Genomic DNA, 14,711 nt, shown 5'->3' with positions numbered 1-14,711 from the left:
AGCGCCTTGCCTTGTCCGAACTTCTCGACACTCCCGTGCCGCCGCCCTTGCCGCTGTTGCCGCCCGCCCCCGACTGGCAGGCGATGCCCCTGCGTTCGGCCTCGCTGGCCGCGTTCGGTGGTGCGATCGCCGGCGCACTCCTGCTGGGAGGCGTGCTCGGCGCGCTCTGGGTGGTGTTCGATCTGCCGGGACGCTGGTGGGGCGCAACCGGCATGGTCGTGCTCGGCGCGCTGATCGGTGCGGCCCTCGCGTTCCGCCGCCAGCGCCGCACGTATTGGCGGCTGGATGCGCAGGGCCTTGGCTTGCGCCGCGACCTGCTCTGGCAGAACGAAACCCGTGTACCGACCTCGCGCGTGCAGCACCTGGATCTGCGCCGTGGCCCGATCGAACGCAGTGCCGGCTTGAGCACGCTGGTCGTGCATACCGCCGGCAGCCGCTTCAGTGCGGTCACGCTCAGTGGGCTGGACAGCGCCGATGCCGAGCGCCTGCGCGACACCCTTGCGCACCAGCTGGACCAGGACGACGACGCACTGTGAGTACCCCGCCGCCGCTTGACGCCGCGCCGGAGCAGCGGCTGCATCCCTGGTCATGGCTGTTCGTGCTGCTGATGCAGTTGCGTCAGGGCTTGATACCGCTGATCGCGCTGGTGGTGTTCGGCCAGCGCGGCGACCGCGATGAGCTGTGGCTGTCACTCGGCCCGGTGATCGCCGTGGTGGCGCTGGTCGCGTACTCGGTGCTGCAGTACCTCACCTATCGCTATCGGATCGGCGCGTCGGCCATCACCGTGCGCAGCGGGGTGTTCGCGCGCAATCGTCGCGAGATCCCCTTCGCCCGCATCCACAACGTGGTGGTCCACCAGAACCCGTTGCACCGCCTGTTCGGCGTGGCCGAGCTGAAGCTGGAATCGGCCGGCGGCCATCGCCCCGAAGCGGAAATGCGGGTGCTCAAACTGGATCAGGCGCTGGCACTGGAGCGCCTGGTACGCCAGCGCGGTCAGGCAGTGCCGGCCACGGCCGAGGGCGACGCCGCTGCGGCCGAACCGGCCGAGGATGTGCTGCTCGCCCTGAGCCCGGGCGAGGTGGTCCGTATCGGCCTGCTGTCCAACCGCGGCTGGGTCGTGGTGGTGGCAGTGCTGGGCGCGATGGTGCAGTTGTTCCCGCGTGGCAGCGTCTCCGATGTGATCGAGGCCGGCGGTCGGCAGGCCTTCGGGTATGCCAGCCACCTGCACCCCGGGATGTGGCTGTGGACCATTGCCGCGGTGGTCGCCGTGGTGGGCTTCTGGGTGATGCTGCGGGTGTTGTCGGTGGTGCTCGCGCTGCTGCGCTATTACGGCTTCCGGCTCAGTGAGCACGAGCGCCGGCTGACCGTGGCCAGTGGGCTTCTGACCCGCATGCGCACCAGCGTGGCGCGGCGCCGGATCCAGGCCTGGACGTTGCGCGAGAGTGCGCTGCAGCGCTGGTTCCAGCGCCGGCAACTGCGTATCGATATCGCTGCCGGCAACCCCGGCGAAGGTGAGCGGCGTGACCTGCGCGAGCTGGCGCCGCTGGCGACGCCGGCCGTCTGCGATGGGCTGGTCCAGCATCTGCTGCCGCACCTGCAGTGGCCGCCAGCGCGCTGGCAGCCGGTGCAGATGCGCGGCTGGTGGCGGCTGTGCCTGGCCGCGCTGTGCATCGTTCCGTTGCTGACGGCGGCGGCGATCTGGTACGGCGGGCCGTGGGGCGCGGTGTTGCTGCTGTGGCTGCCGTGGTCGGCGTTCCGCGCGCACCGGCAGATGGCGCGCATCGGCTATCACCTGGATGACGACTACGTCGCCGTGCGCGGCGGCTGGTGGCAGCGCTGGTGGCGCTTTGCCGAACTGGACAAGCTGCAGGCGCTGCGCCTGACCCGCTCGCCGCTGGACCGCCGGCTGGGCACCGCCAGCGTATGGCTGGATACCGCGGGTGCAGGCATGGGCACGCCGCTGGTGCTGCAGTACCTGCCGGAAGCGGAGGCGCGTGCGGTGTACGAACAGTTGGGCCGCGCGTTGGCGAAGCGTCGCCTGCGCTGGTAGGAGAGAGCCTTACCGCTTCGCCGGCCCCCAATACCCGAGCTCCTTGCGGATCTGCAGGCCGCGCGTCCATGCACCGAACGGTTTGCGCTTGAGCGTACCGAGTTCACCGGACAGGAAATCCTCGGTCGCCGCGATCACCCGCTCGGCCGAATACCCATCGCGGAACGGATGGATGGTATCGGCGTAGCGCCGGATTTCGGCCATCAACGCCGGGGTGGGATTCAACGCCTGGGCCAGCATCGCCGGCAGTTGGGTGGCATCGTCGAAATCGATCATGTGCGGCTGCGGAACCCGGTTACGGAAGGTCACCACCGGTTTGTGCTGCACGATGAACTCGGAGACGATCGAGGAAGTATCCGAGACCAGCACATCGGCGGCGCGCTGCCCGGCCATCACCTGTTCCGGCTCGATGAAGCGCGCATGCGGGCCGGCCAGCGCGCGGTAACGGTCGAACAGCTCCGGGGCGCACTTGGGGTGCAGGGTCAGCAGCCAGTAGTGCTCGCCACGGGCGATATCGGCCGCGATCTGCTCGTACAGATGCGGCGCGGCGCTCAGCCGCTCGGTGAAGGTCGAGCCGAACAGGATCACCGGGCGGCCCTGTGCCGGCACGCGCAGTCCCGCGCTCAGGCCACCGTCATCGCGGAACAGCGGATCGAGCTTGGGCCAGCCGGTCTCGGCCACGGCGAAGTGGCCCTCGCGCGCGGCCAGCTCGCGGAACGGGGTGGTCGTGGCCGGGCCCTGCGTGCAGTACAGATCGAACAGGCCGCGCACCCGGAAGTGGCCGCGGGCACTGTCGCGCTTCTGCACGTTGAAGCCGTGGAAGACCTGCACCTTGGCCCCGGCAATGAACGGCGGCACCCAGTTGGCGGCGCTGAACACCGCGCGCGGACGTAGTGCCAGCGCGTCTTTCAGGCCTGCATTGGGCACGCCGGGCAGCGACGCGCCGGCGGCGCCATCGGCGAACCAGGCCGACACCGATTGACCGGATGCGTGCAACGCCTGCGCCAGAGGGGCGAGAATGGGCAGCGCATAACGCTCCGTCGCAAACAGCAGGTACTCGGCCATCATGTCCTCCTCGACCGCTCCCACTGAACGGCCTCGCATTTCGGCCTGCATTATCGCGTTCAATGAAGCCGACCGCATCGGCGATTGTCTGGCCTCGCTGGCCTTCTGCGATGAGATCATCGTGGTGGACTCGCAGTCCACCGATGCCACGGTGGCGATCGCGACCGCCGCCGGGGCGCGGGTGCTGCAACGTCCGTTCGATGGTTTCCGCAGCCAGAAAGCGTTCTGCGTCGAGCAGGCCGCGCATGACTGGGTGCTGTGCCTGGACGCCGACGAGCGCATCAGCGACACCCTGCGCGAGGCGATCCTGTCCGCCCAGGCCAACGGTTTCGCCGGCCACCACGGCTACCGGTTCGCACGGCTTTCCGAGTATTTCGGCAAATTCCTGAAGCATGGCAACGCCTACCCGGACCGGGTCCTGCGCCTGTTCGACCGCCGCCATGGCGGCTGGCGCGGCAAGCGTGAGATCCATGAGGCGGCCAGCGTCGATGGCGCGGTGGGTACCCTGCCCGGCGATCTGATCCATTACCCCTACCGCTCGCTGGAGCAGCAGCTGCTCAAGACCCAGCGCTACGCACGGATGATGGCCGAACACGAGTTCGCGCGCGGCAAGCGCGCCACCCTGCCCAAGCTGATCCTTGCCCCGGCGTGGCGGTTCTGGCGCGGACTGTTGTTCCGCGGCGGCTTCCGCGATGGCTGGCACGGGCTGGTCTATGCCTATGTGCGCGCCAACTACGTGCGCCAGAAGACCATCATGCTGTGGATGCTGCAGAACGGGCAGCCGGTGACCGATCCGCCACGGGATCAGCCAGGCGCCTGAGCCCTGGCCTGTGCCAACGCCACCCGGCGGGTATGGCCCTGGACGATCGACAGTCCGGCCAGCAGCCCGACGATGGTGACGTAGAAGCTGGCCGTGATCTGGTGCGCGAACATCGACTGGGTGATCCCGCACAGCACATAGGTCACCACCACCATGATTCCGGCGGCCGCCGGACCACGGAAGGCCTGCTCGCCGCTGCGCCGGTGCAGGCCGGTGAACACCCACAGCGGCACGCCATAGATGGCCAGCAGCAACAGCAGGCCAGGTGCGCCCTGGGTCGCGGCCCACTCGGCCAGATCGTTGTGCGCATGGCCCAGATGGCAGCGCAGCTCACCCGGATCGTCGCGGCAGACCGGCAGCCGCTGCATGGCGCTGTCGAAATGGCCGATGCCCACGCCGGTCAGCGGATGGTCGAGGAAGGTGTCATAGGCCACCTGCAGGCGCTCCAGCCGCGCACCGGCCGAGGAATCGCTGTCACCGCGCTCCATCCGCACCACGTCATGCTTGAGCTCGGTCAGGCGGACCTGCTCACGCAGGCTCGGGATGGTCAGGGTCAAGGTACCGGCGATCGCCACCAACGCCAGCAGCACGCCCAATCGAGCAGGCCCGGTACGCCAGCGCAGGCTCATCGCCATGACCACCAGCAACGCCAGCAGGGCCAACCAGACACCCCGGCTGCCGCTGAGCACGATGGTGACGCAGCCGGCGACCATGCCCACGATCACCCATGTCCAACGTTTGTGTGGCCGGCAGAACACCACCAGCACCATGAGCACCAGCACGATGTCGGCCAGTACGATGGCGTTGGTACTGAGGTCGGCACGCGGCGCGCCGCCGGCCACCTGCAGGATCGACAGGACCATGGTGCCGAGAAGACCGGCCAGCGCCCCGCTCCACAGCCAGCGGATGTCCGGCCGCAGTGCACAGACCCACAGGGCGATCCAGGGGATCACCACGAACCGCGAGCGGTTGTCGATATCGCGCAGACCCTGCTCGAACAGATAGATGGAGAGCAGTGCAAAGGCAATCGCTGCCACCACCAGCCAGGTCAAGGCCTTCACCGGCCGCCCGGCCAGGCTACGCGCGCGCCACAGGTAGTCCGGCGCCAGCAGCGTGCTCAGCAGCAACAGGATGCCGTAGGGCAGCAGGTTCTGCGGCAGCGTCAACACCAGCGCCGGCATGCAGAACAGGCCCACGGTGGCGATCCAATGCGCCACCCCGGCGCGCCCCTGCAGCAGCGGTAGGGAGGCAGGCGCGGCCGGCCCGGATGCGGGGGAGAACGTCATTGCCAACCTCGATTGCCACACGCAGGATTGCAGAAATCACTCATCGCCATCGATCCGGTGCAGCGCGCGTTCGCGTGCCTGTTCCTCGGCACTGGCCACGCACGGGCCATGGATATCACCCGGCCTTACCAACCACCAACGCCGGCGGTTGGCCACGCCGGCCAGTTCGGCGCTGGTACGGTCCACGCAGGCCAGCAGCGCATCCTCCTGCACCAGGAGCCAGCGCTGCTGCGGCTGTTCCGCCTGCCAGGCAACGCCATCGGCGAGCTGCCGGTCCCAGCGCCGGTTGAAGCCGAAGGTTGCCGCGTTACGGTCCGCCATCAGCAGGTTCTGTTCTTTCCAGGCCACCAGACCGAGCTCGGCATCAGGGCCGATGCGCTCGCCGACCTGATGCATCAGGCCACGCGCGGAGCTGGAGTCGTTGAACAGGGGATAGCCGATCAGCCCGAACGCCACCCAGGCCATGGTCAGGGTGGCCACCACCGCCAGATGGAAGCGCCGCACCCCGGCCACGCACAAGGTGAGCACGGCCCAGCAGCCCAACGCGACCGCGACCCAGCCCAGGCCCGAGGTCACCGCGGTATCGATGCCACGGTCGAGGATGAGTTTGCGCTCGAAGCCCGGCTGGCCCATCAGCATCGAGATGCCGATGCCCAGCAGGCCGGTCGCCAGCAGCGCCACGAAGCCGCCCAGCAGCCACTGGAAGGCGCGCTTGCGCAGCAGCCCCGGCAACAGCGGCGCCAACGCCAGGCAGAACATGGGCAACGCCGGCAGGATGTAGACATCACGCTTGCCGTTGGGGATCGAGAAGAACAGCACGATCAGCAGCCACCACACCAACGGCAGCAGGTAGCGCGCATCGCGCCGCTGCAGGCGCCGGCGCCAGGCCGGGATCGCCCAGGGAATCGCCAGGAAGGCCGGGATCCACATCGACGGCATCGTGCCCAGGAAGTACCACCACGGCTGGTGGTGATCCCAGGATTGCGCATAGCGCTTGGCGGTCTGCCGGAACAGGATGTCATCCAGATAGGCGCGGTACTCGGTCGAGCCGCTGCCCAGCGCGGTCACCACCATGGGAACCAGCCACAGGGCGATCGCCAGCAGAAACGCCAGCGGCCCGGCCCAGAACCGCCAGTCGCGGATGTGCAGCTTGACCCGCGGCCAGCCCAGCAGCGATGCCACCGCGGCCGGCACGATCATCAGCAGCGCGATCACCCCCACGCCCTTGGTGATCACCCCCAGGCCGGCAGCGAACCAGCCCAGCCACCACCATCGCCACGCCGGCCCACTGAGCAGGTGCCGCAGCAGGCCGTAGTTGGCCAGGGTGATGAAGAACACCACCAGGGGGTCGATCTGGGCTTTCTTGGACTGGAAAGTGAAGTGCAGCGCGAACAGCAGCGCCCACGCCGCGTACAACCCGACCCGCCGTGTCCACAGGCGGCGGCCGAGATCATAGACGCAGGCCAGCGTCCCCAGCGCGGCCAGCAACGAGGGCAACAGGAACGCCACGCGCCAATCGCCGATCAGCGTGTACAGCGTCGCCTGCGACCACATCAGCATGGGCGGCTTGTCCGAATACAGCTCGGTGCCGCGATGCGGGAACAGCCAGTCGCCGCTCTCCACCATCTGCTTGGCGACCAGCGCAAAGCGTGGCTCATCGGACGGCCACGGATCACGCATGCCCAGGCCAGCCCCCAGAACGAGCAGGGCCATCAGGGCAAGCAGCCAGAACTCTCGGGATGCGCGGTTTTTTAGCATGGGGCGGAATTCTAGCCGGGTTCGGATCAGCCCTTCTTTAACAGACGCGCATAGAAGAAGCCGTCAGCACCGTTCTCACCCGGCAGGCGCTGGCGCCCGGCCCAGGAATCATGGCCATACGCCTCGCCCAGCGGCAGGAATCCCGCATCACGGGTGCGCTGCAGGAAGGCTTCGACCTGGAACTGGTTTTCATCGCGCAGGATCGAGCATGTCGCATACAGCAGGGTTCCGCCCGGGGTAAGCATCGTCCAGCAGGCATCCAGCAGGCGTGCCTGCAGGGCCATCAGTGCCTCGATGTCGGTCGCGCGGCGATGCGCCAGCACATCCGGCTGGCGGCGGATGATGCCGGTGGCCGAACAGGGGGCGTCGAGCAGGATGGTGTCGAACAACTGCCCGTCCCACCAGCTGGCAGGATCGGTCGCGTCACCCGCGAGCACCTTCGCATGCTGGCCCACGCCGGTACGCACGAACGTTTCGCTGATGCGCTTGAGCCGGCGCGCGTCGATATCCAACGCCAGCAGCTGCAGGGTGGGATCGCGCTCCAGCAGGTGTGCGGCCTTGCCGCCCGGTGCGGCGCAGGCATCAAGCACCCGCGACCCCGGGCGCGGCGCAAGCGCATCGGCCACCTGCTGGGCAGACAGATCCTGCACCGACAGCGCGCCATCGGCGAAGCCCGGCAGCGCGGACACGGCTACCGGCACCGGCAGACAGATCGCGTCGGCACCCACGCTCGATGGCTCGGCCGCGATACCGGCTGCCTCCAACTGCTGCAACATCGCATCGCGGCTGCTGTGCTGGCGGTTGACCCGCAGCCACAGCGGCGCGGCCTGCAGGCTGGCACTGAACACGGCATCGGCCTCCTCCGGCCAATCCTGTTCGATCTTCTCAGCCATCCACAGCGGGAAGGCATCGCGCGCCGGCAGCGGCGGAATGCCTTCGCGCTGGGCGCGGCGCAGCAGTGCATTGACCATGCCGGCCTGGCGATCTCGGCCCATCGCGCGGGCAGCGTCGACCGTGGCCGAGAGCGCGGCGTGCGCCGGCAGCTCCAGCGCGTCGAGCTGGGCGAAGCCGACCAGCAGCAGCGCGCGCAGTTCGTCTTCGCGCACACTCAGTGGCCGCGGCATCCATTGCGCCAGTGCGGCGTCATACGCGGCGCGGCGACGCAGCACGGCAAAGCACAGCGCCTCCAGCAGCGCGCGGTCGCGGCTGTCGTCCAGGGTCGGCAGTGCGGTGGCCAGTTCGGCCTTGAGCGAACGGCCGCGGCCGATCACCTGGGCCAGCACGCGCGCGGCCAGCACGCGGGTCGGCACGCCGGGGGCGGTATGGGCGGTGTAGGGGCCTGCAGGCTTGCTGGAACGCGCGTTGGTCATCTCAGGCACCCACGCCGAGATCACGACGGGCATTGAGGTAGTCGGCGGCGGTGATCGCCTTGCCGCCCTCACGCTGCAGCACACGCAGGCGCAGCGCCCCCAGGCCGCAGGCGATGTCGATGCCGTCGCGCGAGGCGGCCAGCAGCGTGCCCGGGGCCTTGCCCTGGTTGTCCTCCAGCGCGATCGCACCATGGATGCGGACGCGCTCGCCGGCCAATGTCGCCTCGGCGATCGGCCACGGGTTGAAGGCACGCACGGTACGGGCCAGCGCCTGGGCATCATCGGACCAGTCCAGGCGGGCTTCGGCCTTGTCCAGCTTGTGCGCGTAGGTGACGCCCGCCTCGGGCTGCGGCTGCGCGATCGGCTTGATGCCGGCACGCAGCAGGCCCAGGCCATCGGACAGCACCTGCTCACCCAACGCGGCCAGGCGGTCGTGCAGCTGACCGCCGGTGTCGTTGGCGCCGATCGCGATGTGCTGCTTGAGCAGCACCGGGCCGGTGTCCAGCCCCGCTTCCATCTGCATCAGGCACACGCCGGTCTCGGAATCGCCGGCCTGGATCGCACGCTGGATCGGCGCGGCACCGCGCCAGCGCGGCAACAGGGAGGCATGCACGTTCCAGCAGCCATGGGTCGGGATCGCCAGCACGGCCTTGGGCAGGATCAGGCCATAGGCCACCACCACCATCAGATCCGGCTGCAGGTCGCGCAGCTGCTGCTGGGCTTCGGGGGTCTTGAGGCTTTCCGGCTGGAACACCGGGATGCCGCGTGCGATCGCTTCCAGCTTGACCGGCGATGGCGCCAGGCCACGGCCACGCCCTGCGGGACGATCAGGCTGCGTGTACACCGCGACCACTTCATGGTGGCGGGCTGCGGCACGCAGCGAGGACACGGCGAACGCCGGCGTACCGGCAAAGACAATCTTCATGGCGACCCCACTAACAGAACGTAAAACGGCGCCGATGTCCGGCGCCGCGCGACAGCACACGTCGCGCGGTCAACCCGCGCGGCGGTCGCTGCAATCACCTCAGGCAACGTGCTTGCGCAGCTTGGCCAGCTTCTTGCGCACCATCTCGCGCTTGAGCGGCGAGAGGTAATCAATGAACAGCTTGCCGTCCAGGTGGTCCATCTCGTGCTGCACGCACACGGCGAGCACGCCGTCGGTGGTCAGTTCCTGGGCCACGCCGTGGCGATCCAGGTAGCGCACGGTGATCTGGTTGGCGCGGGTGACGTCGGCAAAGATGCCCGGCACCGACAGGCAGCCTTCCTGATAGACCTGGCCCCCTTCGTTGGCGACGATCTCCGGGTTGATGAACACCATCGGGGTGTCCTTCTCCTCACTGACGTCGATCACCATGAAACGCTTGTGCACGTCGACCTGGCTGGCGGCCAGGCCGATGCCCGGAGCGTCGTACATGGTCTGGAACATGTCATCGATCAGGGTCTGGAACGCCGGCGTGGTCACGTCGGCGGCATCCATCAACGCGGCCTTGGTGCGCAGGCGCGGATCGGGAAATTCGAGAATGGGCAGGAGAGCCATGGCAAATACCGGTAGGGGGCGCCGGTCGAAGCGGCGTACAGGGCGATTCTATCGCCAACGCTTGCCCCGCGCCCCGGTTTCTGGACTATAGTGCGCGAACCTGTTGGGGAATCAGGCACCACATCTATGTTTGAACGAACTCGTACGGTCGTCGCCGTAGCGATGCTGACCGTCGCTACCTATGCTACCGCCGTGGAAATGAATGGCGGGCACCCGGATACCTATGTCGTGCGCAAAGGGGACACGCTGTGGGACATCTCGGCGCGGTTCCTGCAGAAGCCCTGGCTGTGGCCGGAGATCTGGCAGGCCAACCCGCAGGTCAAGAATCCACACCTGATCTACCCGGGTGACGTGCTCAGCCTGGCCTATCTGGACCGCGTCGTGGCCCAGCCCGGCCAGCGCCAGGAGGCCCCGATCAACGGCGTCCCGCTGGAGCAGGTCGAGCCCTTCCTGAAGCAGCTCAGCGTGGTCGACGAGGTCAAGTCGCTGCCCTACGTGGTCAATCTGGAAGACAACCGTCTGCGCGCCACCACCGGCCAGACGGCCTATGTGCGGGGCCTGGAGAATGCGCAGGTCGGCCAGCGTTTCGCCGTGGTCCGCCCGACCGTGCAGTACGCCCTGCCCAAGCCGACTGAAGATCTGAACGCCCGTGGCGACACCACGCCTGGCAGCGGCAACGTCTGGAAGACCTTCATCGTGCCGAGCAAGCGCAACCAGACGCTGGGCTACGAGCTGGCCCAGATCAACGTCGGCACGGTGACCCGCGTCCAGAGCGGCGATGTCGAGGTGACCTCGGTCGTGCTGCAGGGCCAGGTCGATGGGCGCGAAGTCCGCGCCGGCGACCGGCTGGTGCCGGTCGAGGCCCGCCCCTACGACCTGCAGTTCGTGCCGCACGTTCCCGCCCCGCAGACCGCCGATCTGGATGTCCGGGTGCTGGCCGTGGCCGACACCTTCACCTCGGCCGGCCCGCGCGACGTGATCGCGATCTCCGCCGGCAGCGCCAACGGCGTGGACAACGGCACGGTGTTCTCGCTGTGGCGCCAGGGTCGTCACGTCGCGCACCGCATGGACTACCCGAACTCGTCACGCATGGACGATGCGCTGGTCAGCGGAGCCGGCCGGGTCACCCTGCCGGACGAGTACGCCGCCCATGCGATGGTGTTCCGCACCTTCGAGAACGTCAGCTACGCGCTGGTGATGGAAGGTGTAAAGCCGGTCAAGGTCGGTTATTCGGCACTGCATCCCGATAAGCAGTAAGCGCGGCAGAATCTGACGTTGCACTCCGACGGCGCCCTAGGGCGCCGTCGTCGTTTGCGTCCCAGGCTGTCGGGATGCCGATTCCCTGCGTTGCCTCGTCCACCGCCCTGCTCACCCTGGTCCTGGCCGGCGGTGCCCTGCCACCCCGCCTGCGCCTGCTGCGGGCGTTTCCGGATGCGGGGGCCGCGCTTCGGGCCGGGCCGAGCGCATGGCGTGCGGCCGGCTGTACTCCTGTCCAGTGCGCCCGCCTGGCCCTGCCGGACGTGGTTTACCTGAAGCACGCACTGGCGTGGCTGGCCGACCAGCGCCATCACCTGCTGGGCCTGACCGATCCCGACTACCCGGCCCTGCTGGCCCAGATCGAGGAACCGCCCCTGGCCCTGTTCGTGGATGGGGAGCCGGCCCGGCTCTGGCACCCCGCCGTGGCCGTGGTCGGCAGCCGCTCGCCGACTCCGGGGGGCCGTGAGCACGCGCAGGCATTTGCCATGGCCCTGGCCCGCGACGGCTGGTCGGTGGTGAGCGGGCTGGCAACCGGTGTGGACGCGCAGGCCCATGACGGCGCACTCCAGGTGCCCGGCGGGATGACCGTCGCCGTGGTGGCCACCGGCCTGGAGCAGACCTATCCGCGCCAACATGCCGCCCTGCATGCCCGCATCGCGGCGAACGGGGCGGTGGTGAGCGAATATCCGCCGGGCATGCCGGCCATCCAGGCGCACTTTCCCGCGCGCAACCGGATCATTGCCGGGCTCAGCCTGGGCACCCTGGTGATCGAGGCCGCCCAGCGCTCCGGCGCCCTGATCACCGCCCGCTGCGCCGCCGAGGCCGGGCGGGAGGTGTTCGCCCTGCCCGGCTCGATCCGCAACGCGCGTGCCCGCGGCTGCCACCGCCTGATCCGCCAGGGGGCGGCGCTGGTGGAAGAACCGGCCGAGGTGACCGCCGGGCTGACCGCGCTGGCCCAGACCCTGGCCGGGGCCTTGCGAACCCGGCTGGACGCCCCCACTGAACAGGCACGACCGGCGCCCGGGCGCGCCCCCTCCTACACCGACCCGGACTACCAGTGCTTGTGGAAAGCCCTGGATGACGACCCAACGGGTATGGATTCCTTGATCCAGCGCAGCGGATTGACGGCGGCTCAGCTGTCGGCCATGCTGCTGGTCATGGAACTGGATGGAAAGGTAATGGCCGCCTATGGTCGCTACTGTCGAAAACCCTAGTTTCTTCACCTCCACAGCGTCGTTGACGCAGGCCGAGGGGCAATGAAAGAGAGCATTCTGGATGTCCTGCTGTACCTGTTCGAACACTATTTCAGCGAAGACGCGGATCTCATCCGCGACCGCGACTCCCTCCAGAACGGCCTGATCCAGGCCGGCTTCAGCCCCACCGAGATCAACAAGGCCTTCGATTGGCTGGACGCGCTCGCCGAGCAGCGCCCGGCCGTGGTACTGGGCCGCGTCAATGGCCCGGTACGGATTTTCCATGGGCCCGAGCTGGACAAGCTCGACGTGGAAGGCCGTGGCTTTTTGATGTTCCTGGAGCAGCACGGCATCCTCGATGCCAGCCAGCGCGAGCTGGTGCTGGACCGTGCGATGGCGCTGGACCAGGACGAACTGGACCTGGACGACCTCAAATGGGTCGTGCTGATGGTGCTGTTCAACCAGCCCGGTGCCGAAGCCGCCTATGCCTGGATGGAAACCCAGATGTTCGTGGACGAACCGGAACCGCTCCACTGACCTTACACTGAGCGCCTTGCGCATTCAGGAGCGGGCCGGTGGACCAGTGGTTCTTTGCAGAAGGAAACAGTCAGCAGCGCGGTCCGCTGCCTGCTGACGAGTTGATCGCGCTCTACCGTTCCAGCCGCATCGCGCTGGATACGCTGGTGTGGCGCGACGGCATGGCGCAGTGGCAGCCCTTGGAATCCGTGGCGGCCGAGATCGGTCTGGACATCGCTCCTGCCGCCGAGGCGGTGGAGGCGATCACGCCTGATCCCGCTGTCCCGCCGGCACTGCCTGCCGCGCCCATCACGCCCGCTCCGAGCATCGACCCTACCGCCGTGCTGCCGCCCCGCAAGGGCCTGAGCGGCTGTGCGATCGTGGGCATCATCGCGGCCGTGTTCGCCGTGCTGGTGCTGATCGTCGGCGGCGTGCTTGCAGTGCTGGCGGTACCGGCATACCGCGAGTATGTCGCGCGCGGCAAGACCACCGAGGCGATCGCCACGCTGGCCCCGATCAAGTCCGCCGTGGCCGAGTTCGCCAGCGAACATGGCCGCTGCCCGGTCAACGATGACGAGGGCTTCCAGCCAGCCGAAAGCTACGCCGCCGGTGCCGTCGGCGCCGTGCGGATCGGCCGTTTCGACAATGGCCACTGCGGCGTGGAAGCCGAACTGACCGTACCCGGCAGCACCTCGCTGGACGGCAAGCTGCTGTGGCTGGATTACGACGGTGAGCAGCAGCACTGGGAATGCAGCGGCGAGCCCGACGACACGTACCTGCCGCAGGATTGCCGCGGCTGATAACGGACAGATGTCCATGGATGCACCCAACAGGGGATTGAAGCAATGACTGAGTGGTATTTCGCCGATGGCCAGGAACGTCAGGGACCGCTGAGCGCAGACGACATGCGCCAGCGCTTCCAGCGGGGTGAGATCACCCTGACCACGCTGGTGTGGCGGGAAGGGTTTGCGCAGTGGGCACCGCTGTCCGAGGCCGTCGATGAGCTGCAGCTGCAGCATCTGGCCAGTACGGCCAGTACGGTCGGCAGTGGCATCGACCTGCGCGGCGATTACACCGCCATCGACAACGGCACTGCGCCGCTGCCGGGCACCGGCGGTGGTACCTACTCGCCGTACACCGCGCCTGCCGCGGCCACCGGCTATGCCAACACCGCCGTGGTCAGTGGCCAGGAGGTGGTCTATGCCGGCTTCTGGAAACGTTACGCCGCCTACTTCATCGACTACATCCTGCTGACCGTGGTCACCCTGCCGCTGAGCATGATCATCAACGTGATGGGCGTCAGCTCGGGCAACGAGGGCGTGCAGGTCGCGCTGACGCTGGTGGTGATGCTGCTCAGCATGGTGATCAGCATCGGCTATTACGCCGGCTTCCACGCCTCGCGCGGTGGCGCCACGCTGGGCAAGATGGCCGTCGGCATCAAGGTCGTGCGCGGCAACGGCGAGCGGATCAGCTTCCTGCGGGCCTTCTGCCGCTACCTGGCCACCATCGTGAGCAGCCTGATCCTGATGATCGGTTTCATCATGGCCGCCTTCACCGAGCGCAAGCAGGCGCTGCACGACATGATGTGCGACACCCTGGTGGTCGACAAGTGGGCCTTCACCGAGCATCCGGAGCTGCAGCAGCGCGGCCTGGGCACGGTCACCATCGTGATCCTGGTCATCGCCGCACTGGCCGTGGTGGCCCTGTTCGGCGTGATGCTGGCCATGATCGGCGTGATCGCCTCGATGTCCTGATCCAGGCAATCCTCACACCCGGCCGCTTGACACAAGCGGCCCCGGCGTGATTCCACTAATAGGCAAGAAAGCTGAACGCCCGGCCCACCCCCGGGCGTTCGGTTT

General features: G+C 68.1%; 14 protein-coding genes. 8 read left to right on the top strand and 6 right to left on the bottom strand.

Going from position 1 to position 14,711, the window contains the following annotated elements; genetic code table 11:
• The first annotated feature begins 83 nt into the window (after nucleotides 1-83).
• Together K4043_RS07650 and K4043_RS07645 are read left to right on the top strand one after the other, a co-directional pair.
• Complete coding sequence (locus K4043_RS07650) at nucleotides 84-536, top strand: PH domain-containing protein (RefSeq protein WP_123730852.1); 453 nt, start codon at nucleotides 84-86, stop codon at nucleotides 534-536.
• Nucleotides 533-2,050, top strand: a complete 1,518-nt coding sequence (locus K4043_RS07645) for a PH domain-containing protein (RefSeq protein ID WP_265308818.1) — start codon at nucleotides 533-535, stop codon at nucleotides 2,048-2,050. Before K4043_RS07650 ends, K4043_RS07645 begins: the two co-directional genes overlap by 4 nt.
• Before the next feature lie 9 nt (nucleotides 2,051-2,059).
• On the opposite strand, the gene K4043_RS07640 is transcribed toward K4043_RS07645, so the two are convergent.
• Nucleotides 2,060-3,118: a CDP-glycerol glycerophosphotransferase family protein gene (locus tag K4043_RS07640; RefSeq protein ID WP_265308817.1), complete on the bottom strand. Its 1,059-nt coding sequence runs from the start codon at nucleotides 3,116-3,118 to the stop codon at nucleotides 2,060-2,062.
• Here K4043_RS07640 and K4043_RS07635 point away from each other — a divergent pair.
• Nucleotides 3,117-3,935: a glycosyltransferase family 2 protein gene (locus tag K4043_RS07635; RefSeq protein ID WP_123730067.1), complete on the top strand. Its 819-nt coding sequence runs from the start codon at nucleotides 3,117-3,119 to the stop codon at nucleotides 3,933-3,935. The genes K4043_RS07640 and K4043_RS07635 overlap by 2 nt on opposite strands.
• Here the strand turns inward: K4043_RS07635 and K4043_RS07630 are convergent.
• From K4043_RS07630 to def, 5 genes are all read right to left on the bottom strand, one after another.
• Entirely contained in the window at nucleotides 3,920-5,221 is a 1,302-nt protein-coding gene (locus K4043_RS07630) for an O-antigen ligase (RefSeq protein ID WP_265308815.1), read from the bottom strand. The two genes, K4043_RS07635 and K4043_RS07630, sit on opposite strands and share 16 nt — an antisense overlap.
• A 36-nt stretch (nucleotides 5,222-5,257) precedes the next feature.
• Nucleotides 5,258-6,979 carry a glycosyltransferase family 39 protein gene (locus tag K4043_RS07625; protein WP_123730065.1) on the bottom strand — a complete coding sequence of 574 codons (1,722 nt, stop codon included), beginning with the start codon at nucleotides 6,977-6,979 and terminating at the stop codon, nucleotides 5,258-5,260.
• Between the two features lie 26 nt (nucleotides 6,980-7,005).
• Nucleotides 7,006-8,349 (bottom strand): 16S rRNA (cytosine(967)-C(5))-methyltransferase RsmB, encoded by a 1,344-nt coding sequence (gene rsmB, locus K4043_RS07620; RefSeq protein WP_265308814.1) that lies wholly within the window; start codon nucleotides 8,347-8,349, stop codon nucleotides 7,006-7,008.
• A 1-nt stretch (nucleotide 8,350) separates the two neighbouring features.
• Nucleotides 8,351-9,274, bottom strand: a complete 924-nt coding sequence (gene fmt, locus K4043_RS07615; RefSeq protein ID WP_265308813.1) for a methionyl-tRNA formyltransferase — start codon at nucleotides 9,272-9,274, stop codon at nucleotides 8,351-8,353.
• 99 nt (nucleotides 9,275-9,373) lie between these two features.
• Nucleotides 9,374-9,886, bottom strand: a complete 513-nt coding sequence (gene def, locus K4043_RS07610; protein ID WP_123730063.1) for a peptide deformylase — start codon at nucleotides 9,884-9,886, stop codon at nucleotides 9,374-9,376.
• A gap of 126 nt (nucleotides 9,887-10,012) precedes the next feature.
• Between def and K4043_RS07605 the strand changes: the two genes are divergently transcribed.
• The 5 genes from K4043_RS07605 to K4043_RS07585 all read left to right on the top strand — a co-directional run bounded on the left by K4043_RS07605 (nucleotide 10,013) and on the right by K4043_RS07585 (nucleotide 14,606).
• Nucleotides 10,013-11,143 carry a LysM peptidoglycan-binding domain-containing protein gene (locus K4043_RS07605; RefSeq protein ID WP_265308812.1) on the top strand — a complete coding sequence of 377 codons (1,131 nt, stop codon included), beginning with the start codon at nucleotides 10,013-10,015 and terminating at the stop codon, nucleotides 11,141-11,143.
• 74 nt (nucleotides 11,144-11,217) lie between these two features.
• Nucleotides 11,218-12,357: a DNA-processing protein DprA gene (gene dprA / locus K4043_RS07600; RefSeq protein ID WP_265308811.1), complete on the top strand. Its 1,140-nt coding sequence runs from the start codon at nucleotides 11,218-11,220 to the stop codon at nucleotides 12,355-12,357.
• Nucleotides 12,358-12,399: 42 nt separating this feature from the next.
• Nucleotides 12,400-12,873: a DUF494 family protein gene (locus K4043_RS07595; RefSeq protein WP_088433666.1), complete on the top strand. Its 474-nt coding sequence runs from the start codon at nucleotides 12,400-12,402 to the stop codon at nucleotides 12,871-12,873.
• A 38-nt stretch (nucleotides 12,874-12,911) separates the two neighbouring features.
• Nucleotides 12,912-13,652 (top strand): pilin, encoded by a 741-nt coding sequence (locus tag K4043_RS07590; RefSeq protein ID WP_265308809.1) that lies wholly within the window; start codon nucleotides 12,912-12,914, stop codon nucleotides 13,650-13,652.
• Nucleotides 13,653-13,697: 45 nt separating this feature from the next.
• On the top strand, nucleotides 13,698-14,606 hold the full coding sequence (locus K4043_RS07585; protein ID WP_123730059.1) for an RDD family protein: 909 nt from the start codon (nucleotides 13,698-13,700) through the stop codon (nucleotides 14,604-14,606).
• Nucleotides 14,607-14,711 lie beyond the last annotated feature (105 nt).

Source organism: Stenotrophomonas sp. SRS1 (assembly GCF_026130205.1).
Taxonomy (GTDB): Bacteria; Pseudomonadota; Gammaproteobacteria; order Xanthomonadales; family Xanthomonadaceae; genus Stenotrophomonas; species Stenotrophomonas rhizophila_B.
Note: the sequence above shows the minus strand (reverse complement) of the source record. Positions and strands in the feature narration are given on the sequence as shown.